This window comes from Nitrospinota bacterium, from assembly GCA_016208975.1.
Classification (GTDB): domain Bacteria; phylum Nitrospinota_A; class UBA7883; order UBA7883; family JACRLM01; genus JACQXA01.
In genome coordinates this window covers 207,439-229,697 of record JACQXA010000004.1, presented here as the reverse complement: position 1 = coordinate 229,697, position 22,259 = coordinate 207,439, and the positions used below count along the sequence as shown (strand labels likewise).

General features: G+C 55.0%; 23 protein-coding genes. 16 read left to right on the top strand and 7 right to left on the bottom strand.

The window, feature by feature from the left end; translation table 11 throughout:
- The 7 genes from thrS (at position 1) to HY751_04600 (ending at position 4,841) form a co-directional block, all read left to right on the top strand.
- Positions 1-1,743, top strand: a complete 1,743-nt coding sequence (thrS, locus tag HY751_04630; GenBank protein ID MBI4665680.1) for a threonine--tRNA ligase — start codon at positions 1-3, stop codon at positions 1,741-1,743.
- A 6-nt stretch (positions 1,744-1,749) separates the two neighbouring features.
- On the top strand, positions 1,750-2,247 hold the full coding sequence (locus HY751_04625) for a YajQ family cyclic di-GMP-binding protein (protein MBI4665679.1): 498 nt from the start codon (positions 1,750-1,752) through the stop codon (positions 2,245-2,247).
- A gap of 47 nt (positions 2,248-2,294) precedes the next feature.
- Positions 2,295-2,513 carry a type II toxin-antitoxin system HicB family antitoxin gene (locus HY751_04620; protein MBI4665678.1) on the top strand — a complete coding sequence of 73 codons (219 nt, stop codon included), beginning with the start codon at positions 2,295-2,297 and terminating at the stop codon, positions 2,511-2,513.
- On the top strand, positions 2,514-2,732 hold the full coding sequence (locus HY751_04615; GenBank protein MBI4665677.1) for a type II toxin-antitoxin system HicA family toxin: 219 nt from the start codon (positions 2,514-2,516) through the stop codon (positions 2,730-2,732). It abuts the gene before it with no gap.
- Between the two features lie 7 nt (positions 2,733-2,739).
- Entirely contained in the window at positions 2,740-2,877 is a 138-nt protein-coding gene (locus HY751_04610; protein ID MBI4665676.1) for a PhzF family phenazine biosynthesis protein, read from the top strand.
- A gap of 138 nt (positions 2,878-3,015) precedes the next feature.
- Positions 3,016-4,020 (top strand): nucleotidyltransferase domain-containing protein, encoded by a 1,005-nt coding sequence (locus tag HY751_04605; GenBank protein ID MBI4665675.1) that lies wholly within the window; start codon positions 3,016-3,018, stop codon positions 4,018-4,020.
- Positions 4,021-4,040: 20 nt separating this feature from the next.
- Entirely contained in the window at positions 4,041-4,841 is an 801-nt protein-coding gene (locus HY751_04600) for a PhzF family phenazine biosynthesis protein (protein ID MBI4665674.1), read from the top strand.
- Between the two features lie 3 nt (positions 4,842-4,844).
- Here the strand turns inward: HY751_04600 and HY751_04595 are convergent, their stop codons facing one another.
- Both HY751_04595 and HY751_04590 read right to left on the bottom strand, forming a co-directional pair.
- Positions 4,845-6,239, bottom strand: a complete 1,395-nt coding sequence (locus tag HY751_04595; GenBank protein ID MBI4665673.1) for a sigma-54-dependent Fis family transcriptional regulator — start codon at positions 6,237-6,239, stop codon at positions 4,845-4,847.
- A 119-nt stretch (positions 6,240-6,358) separates the two neighbouring features.
- Positions 6,359-8,128, bottom strand: a complete 1,770-nt coding sequence (locus HY751_04590; protein ID MBI4665672.1) for a GAF domain-containing protein — start codon at positions 8,126-8,128, stop codon at positions 6,359-6,361.
- 142 nt (positions 8,129-8,270) lie between these two features.
- On the opposite strand from HY751_04590, the gene pdxA reads away from it, so the two are divergent.
- Entirely contained in the window at positions 8,271-9,257 is a 987-nt protein-coding gene (gene pdxA / locus HY751_04585; GenBank protein MBI4665671.1) for a 4-hydroxythreonine-4-phosphate dehydrogenase PdxA, read from the top strand.
- Between the two features lie 5 nt (positions 9,258-9,262).
- Complete coding sequence (rsmA, locus tag HY751_04580; protein ID MBI4665670.1) at positions 9,263-10,051, top strand: ribosomal RNA small subunit methyltransferase A; 789 nt, start codon at positions 9,263-9,265, stop codon at positions 10,049-10,051.
- 2 nt (positions 10,052-10,053) lie between these two features.
- On the opposite strand, the gene HY751_04575 is transcribed toward rsmA, so the two are convergent.
- The 3 genes from HY751_04575 to HY751_04565 form a co-directional block, all read right to left on the bottom strand.
- Complete coding sequence (locus tag HY751_04575; GenBank protein MBI4665669.1) at positions 10,054-10,362, bottom strand: 4Fe-4S binding protein; 309 nt, start codon at positions 10,360-10,362, stop codon at positions 10,054-10,056.
- Positions 10,359-11,360 carry a carbon monoxide dehydrogenase gene (locus HY751_04570; protein MBI4665668.1) on the bottom strand — a complete coding sequence of 334 codons (1,002 nt, stop codon included), beginning with the start codon at positions 11,358-11,360 and terminating at the stop codon, positions 10,359-10,361. The genes HY751_04575 and HY751_04570 overlap by 4 nt, the downstream gene beginning before the upstream one ends.
- 550 nt (positions 11,361-11,910) lie before the next feature.
- Positions 11,911-13,905 carry a choice-of-anchor D domain-containing protein gene (locus HY751_04565; protein MBI4665667.1) on the bottom strand — a complete coding sequence of 665 codons (1,995 nt, stop codon included), beginning with the start codon at positions 13,903-13,905 and terminating at the stop codon, positions 11,911-11,913.
- A gap of 632 nt (positions 13,906-14,537) precedes the next feature.
- Between HY751_04565 and HY751_04560 the strand changes: the two genes are divergently transcribed.
- Complete coding sequence (locus HY751_04560; GenBank protein ID MBI4665666.1) at positions 14,538-14,945, top strand: hypothetical protein; 408 nt, start codon at positions 14,538-14,540, stop codon at positions 14,943-14,945.
- 56 nt (positions 14,946-15,001) lie between these two features.
- Here the strand turns inward: HY751_04560 and HY751_04555 are convergent, their stop codons facing one another.
- On the bottom strand, positions 15,002-15,805 hold the full coding sequence (locus tag HY751_04555; GenBank protein ID MBI4665665.1) for an HD domain-containing protein: 804 nt from the start codon (positions 15,803-15,805) through the stop codon (positions 15,002-15,004).
- Positions 15,806-15,867: 62 nt separating this feature from the next.
- Positions 15,868-16,455: a histidine phosphatase family protein gene (locus HY751_04550; protein MBI4665664.1), complete on the bottom strand. Its 588-nt coding sequence runs from the start codon at positions 16,453-16,455 to the stop codon at positions 15,868-15,870.
- A 60-nt stretch (positions 16,456-16,515) separates the two neighbouring features.
- Here HY751_04550 and HY751_04545 point away from each other — a divergent pair, with 60 nt between their 5' ends.
- From HY751_04545 to rpoN, 6 genes are all read left to right on the top strand, one after another.
- A complete protein-coding gene (locus HY751_04545) occupies positions 16,516-18,153 on the top strand; it encodes a GAF domain-containing sensor histidine kinase (protein MBI4665663.1) in 1,638 nt (545 codons plus the stop codon).
- A gap of 79 nt (positions 18,154-18,232) precedes the next feature.
- A complete protein-coding gene (tsaE, locus tag HY751_04540) occupies positions 18,233-18,664 on the top strand; it encodes a tRNA (adenosine(37)-N6)-threonylcarbamoyltransferase complex ATPase subunit type 1 TsaE (protein MBI4665662.1) in 432 nt (143 codons plus the stop codon).
- Positions 18,665-18,693: 29 nt separating this feature from the next.
- Positions 18,694-19,242, top strand: coding sequence for an LPS export ABC transporter periplasmic protein LptC (lptC, locus tag HY751_04535; GenBank protein ID MBI4665661.1), 549 nt, complete (start codon positions 18,694-18,696; stop codon positions 19,240-19,242).
- A complete protein-coding gene (gene lptA / locus HY751_04530; GenBank protein MBI4665660.1) occupies positions 19,239-19,853 on the top strand; it encodes a lipopolysaccharide transport periplasmic protein LptA in 615 nt (204 codons plus the stop codon). Before lptC ends, lptA begins: the two co-directional genes overlap by 4 nt.
- Positions 19,850-20,590 (top strand): LPS export ABC transporter ATP-binding protein, encoded by a 741-nt coding sequence (lptB, locus tag HY751_04525; GenBank protein ID MBI4665659.1) that lies wholly within the window; start codon positions 19,850-19,852, stop codon positions 20,588-20,590. The genes lptA and lptB overlap by 4 nt, the downstream gene beginning before the upstream one ends.
- A 173-nt stretch (positions 20,591-20,763) precedes the next feature.
- Positions 20,764-22,254: an RNA polymerase factor sigma-54 gene (gene rpoN / locus HY751_04520; protein ID MBI4665658.1), complete on the top strand. Its 1,491-nt coding sequence runs from the start codon at positions 20,764-20,766 to the stop codon at positions 22,252-22,254.
- Positions 22,255-22,259 lie beyond the last annotated feature (5 nt).

Below are 22,259 nucleotides of genomic sequence, written 5' to 3'. Positions count from 1 at the left end.
ATGACCGATGTTCACGCCATGCGCCATTCGGCGGCGCACGTGATGGCCGAAGCCATTCAGAGGCTTTATCCCGACGCCCAGTTCGCCTACGGGCCGGAGACTGAGGACGGTTTCTATTACGACGTCAAAATACCATCCCACTCCCTTACCGAGGCGGACCTGCCAAAGATAGAAAAGGTGATGAAGGAGATAGCCAAAGGGGGACATCCGTTCACGCGGGAGGAGACCGCCCGCGAGGAGGCGCTGAAGATGTTCGCGGGGCAGAAATTCAAGGCCATCACCCTTGAAACCATGCTCAAGGACGAGAAGAGCGTGTCTATCTACCGTCAGGCCGGGTTTTTGGACCTGTGCCGTGGCCCCCACGTGGAGAATACCAGGGATATCGGCGCGTTCAGGTTGAACAAGGTGTCCGGAAGCTATTGGCTGGGGGACGCGAAAAACGAGCCGCTCCAGCGGGTGTACGGCCTTTGTTTCCCCACCCAAGCGGAGCTGGACGCCTACGAGAAAATGATGGAGGAGGCCAAGAAACGGGATCACCGCCTGCTGGCCAAACAGCTAAAACTGTTCACCTGGCGCGACGAGGGGCCGGGGTTCCCCTTCATGCTCCCTTCGGGCAAGACCATTTTCAACCTGCTAATAGACTATAACCGCAAGAAAAACGCCGCCCGGAGTTATGTGGAGGTATCCACCCCGCAAATGCTGGTGGAAGACCTGTGGCATACCTCCGGTCATGCGGAGTATTACCGGGAGAACATGTATTTCTCCACGGTGGACGAGCGGCAGTTCGCCATAAAGCCCATGAACTGCCCCGGCGCCATGTTGCTTTACAAAGAAGAACTGCGCTCCTACCGCGACCTGCCCATGCGCGTGGCGGAATTCGGCCTGGTGCATAGGCATGAGCTCTCCGGCGTGCTACACGGCCTGTTCCGGGTGCGCGCCTTCACCCAGGACGACGCCCATGTTTATTGTTCGATGGATGACCTGAAAGCCGAGATTAAAGATATCGTGGACTACACCATAGAGGTCTATCGCGATTTCGGCTTCAACGAGTATGTCATATACATCGCCACCAGGCCGGACAAGGCCATTGGCGACCCGGCGGTGTGGGACATGGCGACAGAGGTGCTGAAGGAGTCGCTGGATGAAAAAGGGCTGGCCTACAAGATAAAAGACAAGGAAGGCGCTTTCTACGGGCCGAAGATAGAGTTCAACGTGAAAGACTGCATCGGCCGCCAGTGGCAGTTGGGCACGGCGCAGGTGGACTTTTTCCTGCCGGAGCGGTTCGGGCTGGAATATGTGGCGCCGGACGGGAGCATGCAACGGCCCGCCATGGTTCACCGCGCCATATTCGGCTCGCTGGAGCGGTTCATCGGCATACTCATAGAACACACCATGGGCGCCTTCCCCGCGTGGCTGGCTCCGACGCAGGCCATCGTTTTGCCCATCACCGACGGGCAGAACGAATACTCCAGAGGTTTGAAGGACAGGTTAATAGCCGCGGGGGTTCGCGCCGAGGTGGACGATTCCGCCGAGCGGGTGCAGAAAAAAATCCGGAGCGCCCAGCTTATGAAGATCCCCTACATGCTGGTGGTGGGCGGACGGGAGGCCGAAAGCGGCGCCGTGGCCGTCCGTTTGCGGACCGGGAAAGATTTGGGCGCCATGCCGCTGGAAAAGTTTATAGAAGGCCTGCGCGCCGTGGAGATGGCGCGGGCCAATGAGCTTTGGGCCGGATTGGAGGAGTAGGAAAATATGTCCAAGGACAGTTCTTTCGACATCGTCTGCAAGACCGACCTTATGGAAGTGACCAACGCCGTTAACCAGACCATGGCGGAGATCAAACAGAGGTTCGATTTTAAAGGCTCCAACGCCGAGGTGAAGCTGGACCAGAAGGAGAACTCGCTGGCATTGTCCGCCGAGAGCGAGACCAGGCTTAGAAGCGTTACGGACATTTTGCAGTCCAAGCTGGTAAAACGCGGCATATCGTTAAAGGCGCTGGAATACGGGGATGTGGAGCCAGCCGGGGGCGACACCGTGCGGCAGAAAATAAAGCTCCAGCAGGGCATACCCACGGAAAAGGCCAAGGAGATAGTGAAGCTGATCAAGAACCTGAAACTCAAGGTGAACGCCTCCATCCAGGACGAGCAGGTTCGCGTTACCGCCAAAAGCCGGGACGACCTGCAAACCGTCATCGCCGCCGTGAAGAAGGAGGATTTGGGGATAGACATGCAGTTCACCAATTACAGGTGAGGGAGATTGCGGCCAGCGATATAATAATCGTAAATGGAGGCTCGGGAATGCGATACAAAGTGATAATAATGAGCGATCCTGAATACGGCGGCTATGTCGTGGATGTTCCCGAGCTCCCCGGGTGCATGAGCCAGGGGAAAACCATGGATGAGGCTCTGGAGAACATAAAGGACGCGATTAAGGGTTGGTTGACCGCCGAAGAGAAAAAAGGAAACATCGAGCGGCAGGAGTTCTCTGACATCTTCCTTGGCGAGGTTACGGTGTGAATGGGGCTCCTCGCCAATATTTCCGGTAAGGACGCTCTAAAGGCTTTCGCCAAACTGGGATATAAACTCGACCATCAGACTGGAAGTCACATGATTATCATTCACGACTCAAGGGCCACCCTTTCGGTACCTAATCACAAAGAATTAGCTCCCGGTCTGCTTCGTGGATTAATTCGTAAAAGCGGATTTACCGTTGAAGAATTCATGCGGTACATGTAACTAAATAATGATTCCCATCCTCTGCGTTGACGCTTTCGCCACCAAGCCGTTCTCGGGCAACCAGGCGGCTGTGTGCTTTACGGATAGCGCCGCCGTGAAGAAGGAGGATTTGGGAATAGACATGCAGTTCACCAATTACAGGTGAGGAAAAATGAACTGCTGGTAGTAATAAAATAAATAATTTATGCCTTGGTCATTTACTCTGTATTCTTGTTCTGCTTCCTGCCATATATCGGACCTTGCCTGATTCCGGATTCCCGGTTATCATTAAACATAATAAATAATGATAACCAAGGTTGGCATGATCCGTCGGCAGATTGTCGAATCCCAAACGCTTTACGCGCAGATAGTAGAGACGTTGTGGGCGTATCCCGCAGGTATGATGTACGGTTCTTTTGTTAAGAAAGGGGTCAAGGGGCATTCATACCTGTATCATCAATACTCCGTTGACGGAAAGCAGAAGCAGTTCTATCTGGGCGAGGCGGCTGGCGAGCTGGTGGAACTGGTGGAGACCTGGCGGAGCATGGGGCGGGAACTTGAACGGCTGACCGCAATGGCTCTAGCGGGAGGCTGTTTGAGAAGCGATCCAGGCTCCGAGGCGGTGATGATGCGTTTCTCTGAAAGCGGCTGGTTTCGGGGGGGCGGAGTTTTAGTGGGATCCCATGCTTTTGCCGCATTAGGCAACATACTGGGGGTTAAGTGGGAAAAAGAGGCGCTTAAAACAAGAGATGTGGACATGGCGGCTCCGGACCGCATAGCTATAGCCACAAAACCGGGAATCGGCAAGGTGATAGAAGAAATGGGCTATTCACCTATCCCCGGATTAAATCCCAAATATCCTCCCACATCGTACATTCACAGGAAGAAGCGGATAATAATAGACATACTAACTCCGGAAACCGGCCGTCCAGTTCCCCATCCAAAAAGCCTTCCTGGATGCGGCGTGAGCGCCATGCCGCTTCGTTTCCTGGATTATCTGTTGGACGATTCGGTTCAAGCCGCAATCTTATCGTCAACAGCGGTGGCCGTGCGGGTTCCGAATCCGGCGCGATTCGCTTTCCACAAGCTGATATTGGCCGATCGGCGCGATGTGTCCTCGCAAGTAAAAGCAAAAAAAGACCTGCTTCAAGCCGAAAGCCTGTTCAGCGTATTATTGGAAACCCGGCCTGGCGATATAAACATCGCCTATGAAGCGTTGCTGAAACGCCGATGGGAAAAGCATATCAAACGCGGGTTTGATAACATGGGGAAGGAAACCAGGGAGAGGCTGAAGGAAAAACTGGGATGATTTTTTAAAAGGTTTTTATTATGCAGGCAATTCCCATTCTCTGCGTAGACGCTTTCGCCACCAAGCCGTTCTCGGGCAATCCGGCGGCGGTGTGCCCCCTTCAAAAACCCGCGCCGGATGAATGGATGAGCGCCGTTGCGGCGGAGATGAACCTTTCGGAAACCGCGTTTTTGATAAAAACCGGCGATAACGAATTCAACCTGCGCTGGTTCACCCCCACGGTGGAGGTTGACCTTTGCGGCCACGCCACGCTGGCTTCCGCCCATGCGCTATGGGAGAAGGGATACGCGGACAAGGGCGCGCCGATAATATTTAACACCAGAAGCGGCAATCTGAAAGCCAGCATGTCCGAAAGGGGGATAACCCTGGATTTCCCGCTGATAACGCCGGAGCCATGCGAGCTCCAACCGAAACTTGTGGAGGCTCTGGGCGTCCTTTCCCCCATGGCTATTGTGAAAGCCGGGCCGGATTACCTGGTGGAGCTCTGCTGCGCTCCGGACGTGAAATCGGCCAATCCCGATTTTTCGGCCCTCTCGAAAATACCCATGCGCGGCGTTATAGTCACCGCCATGGGGGAGGAGCCGGGGGTGGATTTCGTGTCACGCTTCTTTGGGCCCGCCGCCGGGATAAACGAAGATCCGGTCACAGGCTCGGCCCATTGCGCGCTGGCGCCTTATTGGGCTGGCAAACTGGGGAAGACCGCGTTCAACGCCAGGCAGGTGTCCAAACGGGGCGGCGAGCTTTTCGTGGAGATTTCAGGGAACCGGGTTCTTCTAACCGGGCACGCGGTTATCGTATGGGAAGGTCAACTGCTGTACTAGCGGTTAATCGCCATTTTCGGCGCTTTTCTTTACCTCTATCCCCAGCTTCTTTATCTTGTACCACATGCTCCGTTCGGTAACGCCAAGCTCGGCGGCGGCCTTGTTCTGACGCCACCCGCACCGCTCCAGGGAGGATACGATTATCCTCCGCTCGTAATCGGCCACGGCTTTTTCCAGGTCGCGCACGGGTTTGTCCGGCTCCGGCTCGAATGCGATTGGCGGCCCCTGTCTGGATATGACCGGGGGCAGATGCCTCTCCTCTATAACCGGCCCGTCGGCCATCACCACGGCCCGTTCAATGGTGTTCTCCAGCTCCCTCACGTTGCCCGGCCAGGAGTAGATTAATAGCCGGTCCATAGCCTCAGGATCCATGGTCTTTACTGGAATGTTGTTTTCGGAACAGAACTTTTTTACAAAATGGTCCACCAGCGGAGGGACATCTTCCCAACGTTCCCGGAGCGGCGGCAGGGCAATCACCAGCACGTTCAGCCGGTAAAAAAGGTCCAGCCGGAACTGTTTTTCCTCTATGGCTACGGCCAAATCCCGATTAGTGGCGGCGATGATGCGTATATCCACCTTGCGGGGAGAATGGCTTCCCACCCGTTCTATTTCCCTCTCCTGCATGGCGCGTAAAACCTTGGCCTGGGTGGCCAGGGCCATGTCGCCTATCTCGTCCAAAAATATCGTTCCGCCGTTGGCCGCCTCAAACTTGCCGATGCGCGCATCCACCCCGGTGGCCACGTTCTTGTCTATGCCGAAGAGCTCCGCCTCCAGCAACGTTTCCGGAACCGCCGCGCAGTTCACCTTGATGAACGGTTTTTCGGCCCGGTCGGAATTGTAATGGATGGCGCGGGCCACAAGCTCCTTGCCGCAACCGGTCTCACCGGTAATGAGCACGGTGGAGCGCACTTTTGCGGCGCGGTTGATGAGGTCGAACACCTCCACCATGGGGCCGGAGGCGCCAACGATGGTGTCAAACTTGTACCGGGCGCGCAGATCGTTTTTCAGCCGCCGGTTTTCGCGGATGAGCTCCTGGGTCCTTATGGCGCTTTCCACGGCGTGGTAAAGCTCGTCCGGATCCACGGGTTTTACCAGGTAATGGAACGCGCCATGTTTCACGCATTCCACGGCGGTTTTCACCTCACGGGAGCCGGTGAGGATTATCACGGGCAGTTCCGGTTCCGCCTGGTGGATATCTTTCATCATTTCAAGCCCCGTGATGTCCGGCAGGAAATAATCCAGCACCACGGCGGAGAACTTGCTTTCTTCCGAAAGCTCCTTCTTGGCGTCGCGGTAGGTAAGGCAACAGACCGGCTCGTATTTCTTGAGTTTTAGAAACTGCTCCACCATCTGGAGCGAGCCCAGGTCGTCGTCCACCACCAGGATGCTGTCTTTCACTGTCCCTCAGAGATAATGCGGTTAAAACCGGGCGGCGATCACGCCCGCATGGAACTGCGCCATTTTACCTTTATCCGCCACGGCGATAAAGGACTTATGGCCACACCCGCCATTCCGCGCTACAGCGCCCTGGGGCTGGGCTGTTTCAGGTTTTGCCTGTCCGACAATGTGCGTGGCCATTCAAACTGGATAGTGAAACCCTTGCCTTTACCCGATTCGGCTCCTATCTGCCCGCCATGCATCTCCAAAATCCTTTTCACGGTAGGAAGTCCTAGCCCAACTCCTTTATTTCTGGAGCTTCCCTGGTAATACTCATCAAACAAACATGACACCTGGTTTTCATCCACCCCGTCCCCGTCATTGGAAAACCGGCATGTCACCCTGGTATCCTCAGCCGCCACTTCCATGGAAATGCTGGAAGCCGCGTATTTTACGGCGTTGCCCAGCAGGTTAAAGAAAACCCGTTCCATCTGGCCCGCGTCGAAGTCCGCCTCTATAGGCTCCAGGGCTGGTATTCGCCCATCGGCAACTTCGTGTCCGTTAACGCTAAGCATCAATTTGCGGAACCGCGCTTCTGGCATCAGGCTGGCAACCACCAGCGTCAGCGTTGAGATAACGTCGCGGCGCTCTATGTTCAGCGCCAGCTTGCCGGACTTCATCTTGGCGTAAACCAGTATGTCCTCTACGAACCGTGTTATCCGCTCGGAAGACTTTATCACCGAGCCTGCCAGTTTACGGACGCTTTCCAAAGGCTCGTCGGGCGGCAAGGTGGCAAGAAGCTTGGCGAATCCCGCTACCGGATTCACCAGCGAGAGCAGGTCGTGGGTAAGGGAGAAGTAAAGCCGCTCCTTCTCCAGTTCGCGCTCCAGCGCTTCTTCGTACAATCTGGCGTTTTCCATGGCCACGGCGCACTGGGCGGCTACCGCCGATAATAGGTCGGTGGAGCGGCTGTCGTACAGGTTATCCTTGTTGTAGCTTTGAACAGAAAGCACACCAACAATGTCATCCTTATAGAAAATGGGGACCCCAAGCCAGGACCGGGCAGGCCTTCCACCATGGCGGATACCCAGCTTCTCGCATTCCTCCACAGTGCCGGAGCCTATAAGAAGCGGTTTGCGGTTTTTTATAATCCAGCTGTTCATCCCGTCGGACAGGGGATAAACCTCCGGACGGGAAAGGTTTGAGCCGTCGGCGAAAAAACTGGCCAGAAAGCTCAGCTCCAGTTTTTTGGAATCGTACCGGATGACGTTAACTTCGTCGGTCTCCAGCACATGCCCCAGGTCGGCCACGATTTCCCGGACCATCTCTTTTAGGGTCAGCCGGGACACTATCAAACGGCCTATGTGGTTGAGTGTTTCCAGGTCCGCGGCCCGGTTTTTGTCCAGCTTGTGGCTTTTTATTCTGTCTATCGCGTCACCCAGCAGGTTGCAGACGTTCTTTACAACCTCTCGTTGTTCCGCCGAAATTGGTTTTCCGGTTTTCCCGGCCGTCAGAAGCAACCCGGCTGTTTCGGACCCAGCCATGACGGGGGTTACAAGAACATTATCCAGCCCCCTTTCCTTGCAATGGCTGGATAGGGCCCAGCCGTCAAAGAATGTCTGCTCACCCCGTAAGGCGTCGCCGCAGGCGCAACCGGCGGGCGCATTGAGCCCGCTGAAACAAAGGACGGCCCCGTTAACGTCCGCCTCGCAGGCCACACCGGCTCCGGAAGGGGAATGTATCCTGATGACGGCCAGGTCGTGGCCTGTAATGAAAAGCGACTGGTGGGCCACCGTCTTCGCCGCTTCGGTCAGCGAGTGGTCGTCACAAGCCCGGTTGATTGCCGTAACCGAGTTATGATACGGCGCAGGGGATGGGGCGGCCAAATTTGTGTTTTGTGTATCAGTCATCAAGTGAAAATATATTACAAGAATGACCCAGCTGTAACCATAAAGTGGCCTTAACTTTTCCAGCAGTGGTAAAATGACAGGGAAACATTTATCTTTTTTGCGCGTTACCTTGCTGTGACGCGCCCGTTCCAAAACGTAAATTATGAAAAATATCAAGCTGGCCGTGTCTTTGGGCGACCCTGCGGGCATAGGCCCGGAGGTGGTTCTAAAAGCCTTTCGCCTCCTTCCGAAACCGGCGCGCAACTGCCTTACCGTGTTCGGTGACCTTGCCTATTTCGAGGAACTCAACCGTTCTACCGGCTCCGGCGTGAGGGTGATCGATTCCCGCGCCGCAAAACGGGCCGATGACGGGCTTCGGGTGTTGCCGCTTCTGGAGATGGGATTTAAACGCCAGGATTTCGGCAAAGTGAGCAAAAAGATGGGGGCGGCGGCCATGGTGTCGCTGGAGGTGGCGGCGGCGGCCACGCTGGACGGGGAATACGATGCGCTGATAACCCCGCCGATCCACAAGAAAGCGGTAAACCTCGCCGGTTACCACATCCCCGGCCACACCGAGTTCCTGGCGGAAATGTGCGGCGATATTCCAGTGGCCATGATGCTGGCCTCCCCAAACTTAAAAGTGGTGGTTGCAACAACCCATGTTGCTGTAAAGGATGTGCCCGGGGCGCTGGATTCCGCCAAGCTGGCGGGCCTCATGACGATAATAGACGGTTCCATGAAACGCATGACCGGCAAACGCCCGACAATAGCCGTTTGCGGTTTGAATCCCCACGCTTCCGACCAGGGGCTGTTCGGCGATGAGGAGAAAAGGATAATCGCTCCCGCTATAACCATTGCAAAACGCAAAGGCATGAAAGTTTCCGGCCCATATCCGGCGGATACCATGTTCACCCCCAGGGCGCTGGAGAAATACGACGTGGCGCTGGCCATGTATCATGACCAGGGGTTGATTCCCGTAAAGGCGCTGGGGTTTGGCAAGACGGTTAACATAACCCTGGGCCTGCCAATCCTGCGGGTGTCGGTGGATCATGGCGCCGCGTTCGACATCGCCGGGAAAAACCTGGCCGATGGCGCGCCCATGGCCCATGCCATCATGACCGCCATTTCCATTTTGCGCGGGCGGTTTTAATGCCCATGCGGCGGTACGCGCACAAACAAAAAAAACTGGGGCAATGTTTCCTGGTGGACGGTTCCGTTGTGGCCCGGATAGTGTCCGAATCGGGAGTAGTCCCGCACAGCAGAGTGTTGGAGGTGGGGCCTGGCCGGGGGATATTGACCGAGGGATTATTGAACACCGGGGCGCATGTTACCGCCGTGGAGCTGGACGTGGAGCTTTACGACGGGCTGAAACAGGAAATGGGCGCCCGCCCCAATCTTGTCATTATCAGGGGTAACGCCATTTATTTCGATTACGGCTCCGTGGAATCTCCATATCGCGTTGTGTCAAACCTTCCTTATTCCGTCTCCGTGCCACTTATAAAAAAGTTCATCGAAAATAAAAAGCGCATCACCTCCATGACGCTGATGACCCAAAAAGAGGTGGCCGAAAGGCTAACCGCCGGGCCGGGCGACCCTCATTACGGCTCCCTTTCCATATACCTGGAATATCATTGCGAACGCCGGTTTATGTTTCAGGTTCCTCCGGACTCTTTCAGGCCCCGCCCCAAAGTGGACTCGGCGGTGATACGGCTGGTTCCGCGCCAATCGCCACCGGTGGACGTGAAAGATGAGGATGCGTTTTTCGAGTTTGTGGGCAAGGCGTTCGTCCATCGCCGGAAGACGTTGAGGAATAATCTGAAGAACCTGTGGCCCGATGCGGAGGAGTTTGAAACTGCCTGTGAAAAGGCTGGCGTTGCGCCTTCCATAAGGCCCGAGGATGTTTCGATTGAGCGGTACGCCGCGTTGTACGCCTGCTTAGGGTAGGATCAGCAACACCCCGCCTGGTTCCCTTCGCTGTCGCAACCGCAGGTGGGTTCGCCTCCGTAAATGGCCGCGTATATCATGGCGCTGGCGCATCCAACCCCCGCGTCCACTTTTATTGCGTCCACGGGGCAGTTTTTCATACAGGCGCCGCACTCCATGCACGCGGATTTTTTAGACACGCTTACAACACCCCCGTTTTCCGCGAAAACGGCATGGGGGCATACTATTACGCATACGCCGCAATTGACGCATTTGTCCGCGTTGAACTCCAGCGTGTTCTCGATATAGTAACTGTTAAAAAGCGTGGTCATAAATACCTCGACACGGCCAATATCGCCATCATAACCGTGCCAGCCCCGGCCAGCTTGGCCAGAATGGGCGTGTAGATGGAAATCTCCTTTTTAACGCCGGTCACAGACGTGAAGGTGGTGGAGCCTGTGAAATTCAGAGCCAGATACGCCGTCACCGGTGGCATGGCCAGAAGATAACCCAATGCCCATCCGGCGCCGGTCAGCGCGTCTGTTTCGTTCATCAAAGCCATTACAGTAAATGGCAAAGCCAGCGCGACGCCCAATACAAAACCTTTCAAAGAAAAGTTTTTGAATGGCAGGTGAGGCAGTAGCGCCGGGAACAGCGCCAGTCCGCCGGTGAACGCCGTAAGCGCCGCCAAAACGCCGGTGGTTCCCGCCAGGGCGAACATTACCGCCGAGGCGATAACCATGGGGATGAAGAAATGCTTGAACTCCACGGGGATAAGCGTGAGCCTGTCAATCAATCCGAAATTGACCCGGCGCATCTCCGGCGCCGCCCCGTTTTCCAGATAATCCTTTATGTCCTTTGCGCGGACAGGGCCGTATTCCACCTTGAATCCGCAGTTCTTTTTCGCCACATGGGCCGCCACCCCCACGGCGCCAAGCTGGGGGAGTATCAGTTTGCGATGGTTTACCAACGCTTTAAGACCCGCGGCTTTCACCCGATGGACAAGCTCTTCCGTGCCGAAAGTTCCCTTGCCCGCCGCGCACCAAACGTTTATCCCTTTGGTGTCCAGTACAAGTATGTAAGCGTCCATCCCGGAAAGGGAGGAGCGCAAAGCGTCGAAGCTCAAAGTGTAGTTGGCGGTGACAAACACCGGCGACTCTTTCCCAGGCGCCCCCAGTTCATACAGCCCCGGCGCAACCCTGTGGCCTTCCCGCCGCCAGCCTATGCGGGCCTGGAAATGATCCAGCCGGTTTCCAAAACCTATCAGGCTGGTGGTTTTCATGGGCGGGGAAATTTTAACGCCATGTTCCGCCACGGCGAACAACGACATGGTCATGCCCGGGGTCGTCTGTGTGTTCGCGGCCAGTTTATCGCTAGTCATGTCACTTTGCGCCAAATTATTCCCATCATCATTTTAAGGCATCACGAGAAAACATCATATTTAATTTAGGGTGGTGTTCCAGTTTGAATCTCAAATAACAGACAGATCCTTCACTCCGCTTGCGCTTCGCTCAGGATGACAATGTTTTCAAAGGCTTTTATATTGTCATTCTGAGTGTAAGTGAAGAGTCTCCCCAGTACTTTCAAACTGAGACACTACCTAATTTAGATCACTACTGTCCGGTAAAAGTTTAGCTGGTCTGGCCTGAAGCGCTTTTTCTACCGGATAATGAGTTTGAGTAGACCCATTGCCAGAAAAGTAGGATCAGGCCAGACCAAAATAGGAACCGTGTTCTCGGAACTGATAAAACTCGCTCCGAGATTTCATTTTGACAGGGCAGTCGAGCTGTTCTTCAAGTGGATCAAGCAGAACCTGAAGTGGTGTGTCATGATTACCCTCCGCATACCGCGCGGGAATCTCTCCGGCGCGTCTCTTCCTCTCATCCACCTGTGGTGAAGCTGTAAACGGCGCTTTCGGAAGAAGCGCCCTCCTGGCTTTCCGTCGCCACTTTCCAATAGTAGGTTGTATTCGCCTTGAGCCCTTTGGCAGTGTATTGCATGGAGCCGGACGAACTGGGCGTTTCGGAAGGTTTGGACGATCCGCCGCCGCAGGATGCAAACGCGGATCCCGCTACAAGCATGAACGCAATCATCAATGTCCGCCCCCGCCGTGTCCGCATCCCCAACGGCGCCAGAAGCCCCATCACCACCACAAACGCCGCTGGAACCGCCGCGCCAGATGACCGCGCAGTCGCCGCTGGTTCTGAACATCCGGTAAAGTCCGCCGATTCGCAAATATAAACCTTGTTGGTCACCGGGCCGCCGTCAGGCGCCTGGCCGGGAGTCCATTGCAACGTCACCGATGTCCCTGTAATGGTCTCGCCGTCGCCTGGCGCCATCAGCGCTGGCTCTGTGGGCGGAAGTCCAGAGCTGGAACCGCTCAACGCGATGGTCAACGGATAATATTTTGCGTTGTTCGTCCAAACCTCCAGCGATCCTGTGAAACCACCCTCGGCGCCGGGATTGAAAGAGACAACGATTTCACATGACCGGCCCGGTATCACCGGCTGGTTGGTGCAAGTGTCGCTGACAATCGTGAACCCGCTTCCCGATATGTCCACGCCGTAGATGTATGTGGATATGGGGCCGCCGTTCTCTATGACGATGGTCTGCGTCGAGCTTCTGGTCATCGCCACCGGGCCAAAACTTACCGATTGCGAGACATCGCCCAGATCAGGATCGGGGAATATGCAAGACCCGTCATCAATGGAAACGGCGGGATTAAAGTTTGTGGCGTGATAGTCGGTGCAACCGGCGGTGGGGGAAGCAGACGATGAAGAACCACTCGCCGAAGCCACAGCTCCATACTCATACGCCCCGATGTCGCAAGCTGATCCATATGGCCTTGGCGCGGCGCGCTGGTCGGTTGTGACAGCCCCGCCGTTGCAATCACCAGCGTCTATTGCCGCGCTGCCTGTGAGGAGCGCATGGGTCTGCGTAGAACCGCCGTTATCGGCAAGAGCGCCAAGGTTGGCCAGCGCCGAACCGGGGATGTCCGTCCCTGCTGTAAGGTTGCAAGTGTTGTCGCTGTCCAGGTTGTACCCGGTGGACGAACCGCCGGGGATGCCGGTGCAATCGTTACCATCTCCGTTATTGGCAATGATGGTGTTATTAAACGTAATGTTTCCGCCTGTCCTGTAAACTCCATCGTCGGCGGTTATGGAGCTGTTGTTGGTTATGGTGCAATTGGTGAAAGTAATGGAGCCCGCTGAGGCGATCACGCCGCCGCCGTTGGACACCGTGTACTGGTTGCCGCTGATGGTGGCGTTGGTCAATGTCATGGTTCCGCTGTTGTAGATTCCAGAGCCGTTATTGCCGGTGATGGTGGATGAGGAAATAGTGGCTGTCCCACTATTCCAGATACCAGCGGCGGTATTACCGCTGATGGTGGATGAGGAAATTGTCACTGTCCCGCTGGGGTTGTATATGCCACCACCGGTTCCAGAATTGCCGTTTTGGATCGTAACCCCTGTGATGGACACAACATAGGCTCCGGTGATGTGAAACACCCTATCCAAAGCTCCGCCATCCAATATTGGCCCGCCAACGCCAGTGATGGTGACGCTATCCCTTATGTCGTAGTCTCCGCTAACGTTAAGGTCGTCGCCTAAAGCGCCGGTGATAGTGTATGTGCCGGAGGGGATAACGATGGTGTGGCCGCCTGCGGCCATGTTCACTTCATCAATCGCGGCGCGCAAGGTGCACACCGAGGTGGCTGTGGCGCAGATGTTGTCGCCGGGGTTGGCGTCATGGGCGTCGCCTGTGTCATTGACGGTAAAGGTGGTGGCGTGGGCAGGGGCCACTGTCAAAGCCAACGCCAATGACAATATCGCCAGACATCTGATACCCTTGGAAAGCGCCAATTCGACTTTCATATAGCCCCCTGCGTACACAGCGCAATGACAAGAAATATCCGCTTATTAATTCCGCAATGCCCCGGCAATGGGATTTACCGTCGCTGTTAATTTATTCAATCCAATCAATAAAATGAATACGCCGAAAGTTGTATTTTTTGACGATTTATCTTTGTTTCAGGCTCTATTCTTTTGAAATAATTCAGCTTGTATTTATCAAAAAATAGTTTAAATTATGCTTATCCACCCGGATGGATAGTGTAATGAATATCAGGCAAACGATCCGCAAGCTGCCCGCCGCAACGTTAAGGAAGGCCTGGCGTTTGGCCAATGATCTGTCGGAAACCAGGACCATGGATGATCTGACGGAGGTGATTTTCAAACAGGCGGGCTCCATTGTTCCCCACGAAACGGCGGCGCTGTACGCCCAGGACCCTTTAACCCTTGCCCCCCTGCCGGACTTTTTCGCCACAAAAAATATCGGCGACAGCGCTGAAAATATCAAGCGGTATAACGAACGCTATTTCAGCGTGAGCCCTGTATTGAATACTGTGGGCGATCCGCGCTTTAACAATATTGGATTTTCGGAAAACGATGTGGTCAAAAAATCGTCGTTCCTCGACAGCGAGTATTATCAGGATTTTTTCAAGCCGATGGGTCTGTGCCAAACCATGGTTTTGAACGCGGTGTTTCACGGCCAAACCACAGGCACGGTGGCGTTTCACAGGCCGCCGGGCGCCAGTGACTATACCCGGATGGAGAAAGCGGCGCTCACTTTGGTTGCACCGGCCATCGCCAGCGCGTTTGCCGGCGTTGTTTTGCGGGCAAAGGCGCCGGGCGCGGAGGACAATGGCGCGTTTCCAATGACCAGCAAATACTCCCTCACCGCCAGAGAGGGGCAGATCGCCCGCCTCACATTGATGGGATTGTCCAACCGTGAAATCGGCGAAAAGCTTTTTATTAGCGAGAAGACGGCTAAGACACACATTGCATCCATAATGCGCAAAGCTGGCGCCAAAAGCAGATGCCATCTGATATACAAACTCTATTTTAAAAAATAGGGCCGCCAGCGGCAGATCCTAAAACGGAGGAATAGTCTGGTGTCATTCCGGTTATTTCACCGTCCATATTTTTCAGGTTTATTTTCAAACTCCTCCCGGCAGGTCCTGGAACAAAAATAGTAGCTACGGCCCTTGTAAACAATGGAGATATCTTCTTTAACCGCCATTCCGCAAACAGGATCATGGCTCAATTTCCCCCCATTTTCCAGGATGGCAAGGAATATGTCGGTTATTTTCGGGTCGAATTGCGTTCCGCGCCCTTCACGGATGAAGGCCAAAGCCTTTTTCCTCTCCATGGCTGGGCGGTATGAGCGGTTGGAAGTCATAGCATCATAGGCGTCCAATAACGCCACAATGCGCGCTCCAACGGGAATTCCCTCTCCTTGCAGGCCATCGGGATATCCCGCGCCGTCATAACGCTCGTGATGGTGTTTTATTATCCGGGCCATCGGCACAAACCACTGCAGGGAGTGTAACGCCTTGGCTCCAAGCGCGGGGTGGGTTTTAATTACCGCGTATTCTCCTTCAGTGAGGGGGGAAGGTTTGCGCAGGATCTCGTCCGGCGCCCCAATTTTACCAATATCATGAATCATGGCGGCGATGGCGATTTCATCAATCTCCCCGCGTTTTAAGCCCAGAGCGCCTCCAACATCCCGCGCCCACCGCTTTACGCGGGCGCAGTGCCCCTCAGTATAGCCGTCTTTGAGCTCCATGAGTTCGTTGAGGGCGATGATCACACCCATCAACAGTTCCTCGCGCCTGCGCGCCTGGCGCCATTGGTGAACGGCCATGAGCATGGCGGCAAGGAAAAATATGGCAAGCGTTATGTAGAACAGAATCAGCAACAACTGATGATTCATCACATGCGCCCGGGAAAGATGACGGTTTCTTAGCTATTTTTCAGCCCGTATCCGCTTCCTGTCTATAAAACCTCCAGCCGCGCTGAAAAGTTCCCGTGGAGCGTTATCTTCCATACATCCTCATCTCCAACGTGAACGGGCGCGTCCGGAAGAACAAGATTAAATATTCTCGCGGCGGTCTCCATTATCCCGTAATGGGTAACCACCAGCGCCGGGCCGGATGAGCCACCGTTTGCCAGTTTGTTGAAGAATCGTGTGGCCCGCCGCCAAAGATCATCCCCACATTCACCGCCCGGATATCGCAACCCGGGATAGGCCTTGTGGAGAAGGATTTGCGGCATTATCTCTTCTTTTGGTTTGCCGGAAAGGTCGCCGAAATCTATTTCCCGCAAATCCGGGTCATATTCCACCTGGGGCAAACCGGGCAGGACGCCCCGCAGGATTTCCACCGTCTCCACGGCCCTTTTAAGGTCGCTGGAGTACATTTTATCGAAGGCCATATTTCCAACCTTACCTGCCTTTATAAGTGTGGAGTTTACCCCTTCAGGCGTTAAAGGGGTGTCTGTTTGCCCTTGGGCCACACCGTCACGGTTGCCGGTGGTTTGGCCATGGCGGATTAAAATAACGTTGAGCGGCGAAGGGATAGCCATTAAAATCCTTTAATAAATTAAAATTACCCGCCCGGACACGGCTTGCGCATATATTAGATCATGACTCAAATTTCAGCGGAACGCCACGCGGCGCTTTTGACCGGGGACGAGAGTTTCTCGCTCATAGTCAGTTCCGGGCTTGCGCGCATCGGCTGGCGTGTCTCTCCGGTTACAAGCCCGGAGAATTCGGCGATGGTGGACAATCCGGACGGCGCCGCCTTGCTGATACTGGACATGGATCACGCCGAGGCTGGGCGTTACCTTTACGCCATGGGGGAGATCCCGGCCATGGCCCGGCCGTTTACCATATGTTTCTTCAGTCCCTTATCCGTGGACGTGGCGCAAAAGGTAAAACCTGGCGACGCGCTGGTGATGCCAAAAGAACGGACTGCCGGCGGATCCCAGCTTTTCCCCATGCTGGCGGAAATGGCGATGGATCATCTGCGGAAGCATGCCTATGAAAAGAGGGTGCGGCTTCTTGAAACCGTGGCCCAGGCGGCCCGGCAGATAGCCTCCACCGGCGAAAGCCTGGAGACGAACCTGAACCATGTCCTTCAAATGGCTTTGGCGGCCGTGGGGGCCGAACGCGGCTCCATAATGCTCTTGGAGGGGAACACGCTGGTGGTGCGGGCCGCCACGAACCATTCCCTGATAGGTGTAACCCAGCCTTTAACGGCCCAGGCGGTAGCCTCTATCGCCGTACGGGAACACAGGCCCATATTGGTGGAAAACCTGGGAGCGCGGCGGGAAAGCCACCAGGGCGACCGGCAGGAATATAAAGGCTCTCATTTCCTTACCCTGCCCATAAATTTCCAGGGCGAGGCCATCGGCGTCATCAACGTCACCGACAAACCTGATCTGAGCAGTTTCTCGGATGACGACGAGTTCCTGCTATCCACCATCTCAGGGATAATAGTAACCGCCCTACTTACCTCCGAAGTGCAGAAAGACCGGAACAACCTTCAACAGTTGAATGCCAAACTTGTTGAATTGCAGGGTTTCAAGGAAACCATGACCAACATGCTGGTGCACGACTTAAAAGGGCCTGTGATGGAGATTACCGGGAATCTATCCATCCTGAAAGACAGGGCTTTTGACGAGTTTGGCCAGGAACTGATGGAAACAATAGACATCGCCGCCGGTGAATTGATGGGGATGATCATGGACATCCTGGACATCAGCAAGATGGAAGAAGGGCGGTTCCGCCTGCAACAGGAATCAAAAGACGTGGTGGCCTTGGCGAAAAACCGGACGGAAAAAGCCTCGGGTATGGCCGCCCGGGAGAATAAGAAAGTGGTTTTTGAAACCGCCGGGGAATCGCTTCTTGCCATGGTGGACGAGGCTGTACTGGGGCGGGTAATCTGGAACCTGATAGCTAACGCCAATAACCATACGGGCGAGGGGGGGCGGATAACAGTATCGGTCCGAAGTGAAGGAAAGGACAAAGTGGTTCTCTCCGTGGCGGATACCGGTGTAGGGATGGATAAGGATAACCTTGAGAGGGTTTTCGACAAGTTTTACCAAGGTGGCGACCGGCGTAAGAGGTTTTCATCCGGCTTGGGGCTTACCTTTTGCAAAATGGCGGTGGAGGCCCATGGCGGCGCTATTACCGTGGAGAGCCAGCTTGGAAAAGGCTCCACATTCACCATAATCCTCCCCACTACCCTCGCCGTCCTACCGGCTGGAACCCAGGGTTAAACCTGCTGTGACGAACAAAACCGGGGCGCTTTCCCTCCTTTCCACCAGCCCGCAGACGACCGGAAAAATAGGTGAGCTGATGGGTAACGTTTTGAAAACCGGCGATATAGTTTTGCTGGAAGGGGATTTGGGGGCGGGTAAGACCGTACTCACCCAAGGCGTTTGCCGTGGGCTTGGGTTGCCGAAGGCGGTCATAGTGCGTTCCCCCACATTCACCCTGATTAATGACTATCCCCATACGCCGCCCATCCGCCATGCGGACCTGTATCGCTTGAAAAGCGATGAGGAAATTGAGACAATCGGGCTTTTCGAGGATTCCGGAGCCCGGGTTACCATTGTGGAATGGGCCGAGCGGCTCACTTACGTGGAATCCCTGGAATTCATCCGGGTGAAGATCGAGGATTTGGAAGAGACCCAGCGGCTACTTACCATTACTGCCAGGGTGGAGTTCATTGAAATCGCAAGCCGTCTTTTTGAATCGGCGGGAATCCATGGCCGCCTGGCCAGCTGACGGATGGTAGGCGGACCGGGCTGGCGGGCATGATTAAATTAATTGTTACCGCCATCGTCATTTTGGCGGCTGGTTATGCGGGCTGGCTGTTTCTTGGGGTGTCCGGCGGATTATTGTCGAAAAAGTCCCCGCTGGTTTTGACCGAAGAGGCCATGACATTGCGCGGTGTGCGGCTGACCCAGAAAATGAAGAACAAGGAGGACCTGGAGCTGGTGGCGGAAACCGCGTCGGTGGCTCTGGACGAGTCCCGCATTGATATGGAGAATTTTACCGTGGTCTCGTATTCCGGCGAGTATGGCACGGTGATTATTACCGCCCGCCGGGGAACCCTGAAGAACCCCGAGAAAGACATATACGCCACTGGCGGCGTGCTGGCGCGGGACGGATCCGGCAATGCGCTGATAACTGAGAACGCCCAATGGATAAACGCTTCCAGGGAAATCCACACCGATGACCAGGTGAGGGTATTCGGTGAGCGGTTCACCCTTACCGGAAAAGGCATGACGGCTAAAATGGATGACAAGACCGTGGAGATATTAAACGACGTGAACGCGGTGTTCTTCCCGGAGAATAAATGAGATTTATCGTAGTTGCGGCGCTGTCCTTACTAATGGCCTGGGGCGGCCTATATCCTTTGAACGCTTTGGCGGCTGGCGCTGTAAAGGAAGAGCCAAAGGGCAAAAAAGGGGCGGCCGGGGTTTTTCAGGATGACCAGGAAGACAAGAAGGCCCCGCTTCAAATCACATCCCAGCGTATGGTGTCCGACAGCAAGAGCAACAAGATATCGTTTTTCGGCGATGTGGTGGCGGTGAAGGGGAAGCTTGTGGTGGAGTCGGAAGAGATGCACGTTTTTTCCGACGACGCCCAGAACGAACTTAGGGAAATGGAAGCCTTGGGTTCGGTTAAAATAACCCATAAAGACAAAGTGGCCACCGGCAAAAAGGCCAACTATTTCGATGACAGCCGCACGGTTGTGCTCACCGGGGACCCGGTTCTGACCCAGGGGAAGAACACGGCCACCGGCGAGAAGGTGATTTATTATTTCGACAGGGAAGACATGGAGATAATCAGCGGCCAGGGCGCCCCGGCCAAAGTTATCCTGTACCAGAAAGAGGAACAAAAACCCGCTGGTCAGGCCAAACCCTCCGAAAAGCCCGCTCAAGCGTCGCAAGGCTCCGGGAAGAAATGAGCGAACCGGCTGAAAAAACATTGAGCGCCGAGAACCTCTCCAAGGTTTACCGGGGCAGAAAAGTGGTGGACGACGTCTCCATCTCCATGACCAACCAGGAGATAGTCGGTCTTCTAGGCCCCAACGGGGCTGGCAAGACCACCACTTTTTACATGGTGGTGGGGCTGGCCAGGGCCGACAAGGGGAAGGTTACCTACAATGGTGAAGACATCACCCATATGCCCATGTACGCCCGGGCGAGGATAGGTATAGGTTATCTGCCACAGGAACCCTCCATTTTCAGGAAGCTTACGGTTTATGAAAACCTAATGGCCATCCTGGAAAACCTTCCCTTCTCCCGCAGGGAGCGGGAAGAGAAAGCCCGGAGCCTGCTGGACGAGTTCGGCATCCTCCACCTTTCGGACCATATCGCCCTGTCGCTTTCCGGCGGCGAGCGGCGGCGGCTGGAGATAGCCCGCGCCCTCTGTCCCGACCCTTCGTTTATCCTTCTGGACGAGCCATTCGCCGGGATTGACCCCATAGCCGTGGCCGACATACAGGGGCTGGTGCTGAAACTGAGGGAAAAGGGTATAGGCATTCTAATTACCGACCACAACGTTAGGGACACCCTCTGCATCACCGACCGGGCCTATATTTTAAGCGAAGGTAAAATCATCGAAGAGGGGGCTCCAACCCAGATCGCGCAAAGCGAAAGGGCAAGAAATATCTACCTTGGCCAGAATTTTTCGCTAAAATAGAACTGGCTGAAATAACGGGGTTTTGTTTTTTCAGCATTACCGGCTGGCAAGAAACGTTCCGAAGCCAAACTACCGCCTGTGGCATAATTTTTGGTTAAGCTGTCTGGCGCCATCAGGTTTCAGCAATATTGCCGCTTTTTGACACAACAGACTTAAAGGTTGATTAAGACCCTATGGGTATTGAAATGAAGCTCCAGATGCGCATGGCGCAACGTCTGGTGATGACACCGATGTTGCAACAGGCCATCAAGCTTTTGCCCATGACCAGGCTGGAGCTTCTGCAGGCCATCCGGGCGGAGTTGGAAGAGAATCCGCTTCTGGAGGAGTTACAGGAAACCGAGGAGGAACAGGAAGAGGCGCGGGCCGCCGCCGGGGAAGAGCCGTTAGAGCCGGTTGTGGACCAGGAATCGCCCCTTCCCGGCCAGGCGGACAAGGTTTATGAGGAACAGGCTTCGCTGGAAGACGCCGCTCCCCAAAAAGCCCAGGATGACATAGAGTGGGACGCTTACATGCAGTCCGACCTTTACGAAGGGGGCTCCGGGGACGGTTTCGTTGAGCGTCCCAGCCTTGAAAACACCCTCCGCCAGAAAGAAAGCCTTGAAGAGCACCTTATATGGCAGTTGAACTGCTCCGCAGTATCGGAGGAGGAAAAACGGCTGGGGGACCTCATAATTGGCAACATAAGCAACGAAGGGTATCTGGAAGAGCCCTTGGAGGCTTTGGCCCAGGAGGCGGGCGTTTCGGTGGATGAGATTGAGGACGCGCTTATCCTGGTTCAGAGTTTCGACCCTCCTGGCGTAGCGGCCCGGGATCTGAAGGAATGTCTGCTTCTGCAGGTGTACAGCAACCGGCTGAAAGGCACGCTGGTGGAAACGCTGGTGCTCAAATACCTCTCCGCGCTGGATGAGCGAAATTTCCCCAAAATAGCCAAAGCCGAGGATGCGGAAGTTGACGACGTGGTGGACGCGGTGCGGACCATCCGCGAGATGGATCCCAAGCCCGGCCTTCAATACAACCCGGAGGAGACCCATTACATCACCCCGGACCTTTTCGTTGTGAAGGTTGATGAGGATTACCAGGTGTTCCTGAACGACGAGGGTATCCCCAAGCTCCACATCAACCAGTATTACCAGTCCATCCTCAAAAACAAGAGCGAGGATAACCGGTCCACCAGGGATTATGTGGAAAATAAATTCCGTTCGGCCATTTGGCTTATCAAGAGCATCGAACAGAGAAGGCAGACCATGCTGAAGGTGGGGCGCTCCCTGGTGAAGTTCCAGCGGGAGTTTCTGGACAAGGGCATGAACTATCTCAAGCCATTGATACTCAAGGATGTGGCCGACGACATAGGGATGCACGAATCCACCATAAGCCGCGTCACCACCAACAAGTACATTCACACCCCGCAGGGGCTGTTTGAACTCAAGTTCTTTTTCCACTCGGCGGTCGGCTCTTATTTAGGTAACGACATGTCTTCCGTCCGGGTGAAGGAAATGATAAAAAAGATAGTGAAGGAGGAGGATTCGTCCAAACCCTACACGGACGATCAGTTGGTCAAGTTGCTTCAGAGCAGGGACGTGAAAATAGCTAGGCGGACGGTGACCAAATACCGCAAGGAACTGATGATACCGTCCACTTCCAAGCGGAAGAAGCTGTTCCTTTAACTTTT

What these genes read in the sequence shown, in the direction of transcription:
- thrS (MBI4665680.1), top strand. Translation starts at nt 1, where the DNA reads ATGACCGATGTTCACGCCATGCGCCATTCGGCGGCGCACGTGATGGCC.
- HY751_04625 (MBI4665679.1), top strand. Translation starts at nt 1,750, where the DNA reads ATGTCCAAGGACAGTTCTTTCGACATCGTCTGCAAGACCGACCTTATG.
- HY751_04620 (MBI4665678.1), top strand. Translation starts at nt 2,295, where the DNA reads ATGCGATACAAAGTGATAATAATGAGCGATCCTGAATACGGCGGCTAT.
- HY751_04615 (MBI4665677.1), top strand. Translation starts at nt 2,514, where the DNA reads ATGGGGCTCCTCGCCAATATTTCCGGTAAGGACGCTCTAAAGGCTTTC.
- HY751_04610 (MBI4665676.1), top strand. Translation starts at nt 2,740, where the DNA reads ATGATTCCCATCCTCTGCGTTGACGCTTTCGCCACCAAGCCGTTCTCG.
- HY751_04605 (MBI4665675.1), top strand. Translation starts at nt 3,016, where the DNA reads ATGATAACCAAGGTTGGCATGATCCGTCGGCAGATTGTCGAATCCCAA.
- HY751_04600 (MBI4665674.1), top strand. Translation starts at nt 4,041, where the DNA reads ATGCAGGCAATTCCCATTCTCTGCGTAGACGCTTTCGCCACCAAGCCG.
- HY751_04590 (MBI4665672.1), bottom strand. Translation starts at nt 8,128, where the DNA reads ATGACTGATACACAAAACACAAATTTGGCCGCCCCATCCCCTGCGCCG.
- pdxA (MBI4665671.1), top strand. Translation starts at nt 8,271, where the DNA reads ATGAAAAATATCAAGCTGGCCGTGTCTTTGGGCGACCCTGCGGGCATA.
- rsmA (MBI4665670.1), top strand. Translation starts at nt 9,263, where the DNA reads ATGCGGCGGTACGCGCACAAACAAAAAAAACTGGGGCAATGTTTCCTG.
- HY751_04575 (MBI4665669.1), bottom strand. Translation starts at nt 10,362, where the DNA reads ATGACCACGCTTTTTAACAGTTACTATATCGAGAACACGCTGGAGTTC.
- HY751_04570 (MBI4665668.1), bottom strand. Translation starts at nt 11,360, where the DNA reads ATGTCGTTGTTCGCCGTGGCGGAACATGGCGTTAAAATTTCCCCGCCC.
- HY751_04565 (MBI4665667.1), bottom strand. Translation starts at nt 13,905, where the DNA reads ATGAAAGTCGAATTGGCGCTTTCCAAGGGTATCAGATGTCTGGCGATA.
- HY751_04560 (MBI4665666.1), top strand. Translation starts at nt 14,538, where the DNA reads ATGGGTCTGTGCCAAACCATGGTTTTGAACGCGGTGTTTCACGGCCAA.
- HY751_04555 (MBI4665665.1), bottom strand. Translation starts at nt 15,805, where the DNA reads ATGAATCATCAGTTGTTGCTGATTCTGTTCTACATAACGCTTGCCATA.
- HY751_04550 (MBI4665664.1), bottom strand. Translation starts at nt 16,455, where the DNA reads ATGGCTATCCCTTCGCCGCTCAACGTTATTTTAATCCGCCATGGCCAA.
- HY751_04545 (MBI4665663.1), top strand. Translation starts at nt 16,516, where the DNA reads ATGACTCAAATTTCAGCGGAACGCCACGCGGCGCTTTTGACCGGGGAC.
- tsaE (MBI4665662.1), top strand. Translation starts at nt 18,233, where the DNA reads ATGGGTAACGTTTTGAAAACCGGCGATATAGTTTTGCTGGAAGGGGAT.
- lptC (MBI4665661.1), top strand. Translation starts at nt 18,694, where the DNA reads ATGATTAAATTAATTGTTACCGCCATCGTCATTTTGGCGGCTGGTTAT.
- lptA (MBI4665660.1), top strand. Translation starts at nt 19,239, where the DNA reads ATGAGATTTATCGTAGTTGCGGCGCTGTCCTTACTAATGGCCTGGGGC.
- lptB (MBI4665659.1), top strand. Translation starts at nt 19,850, where the DNA reads ATGAGCGAACCGGCTGAAAAAACATTGAGCGCCGAGAACCTCTCCAAG.
- rpoN (MBI4665658.1), top strand. Translation starts at nt 20,764, where the DNA reads ATGGGTATTGAAATGAAGCTCCAGATGCGCATGGCGCAACGTCTGGTG.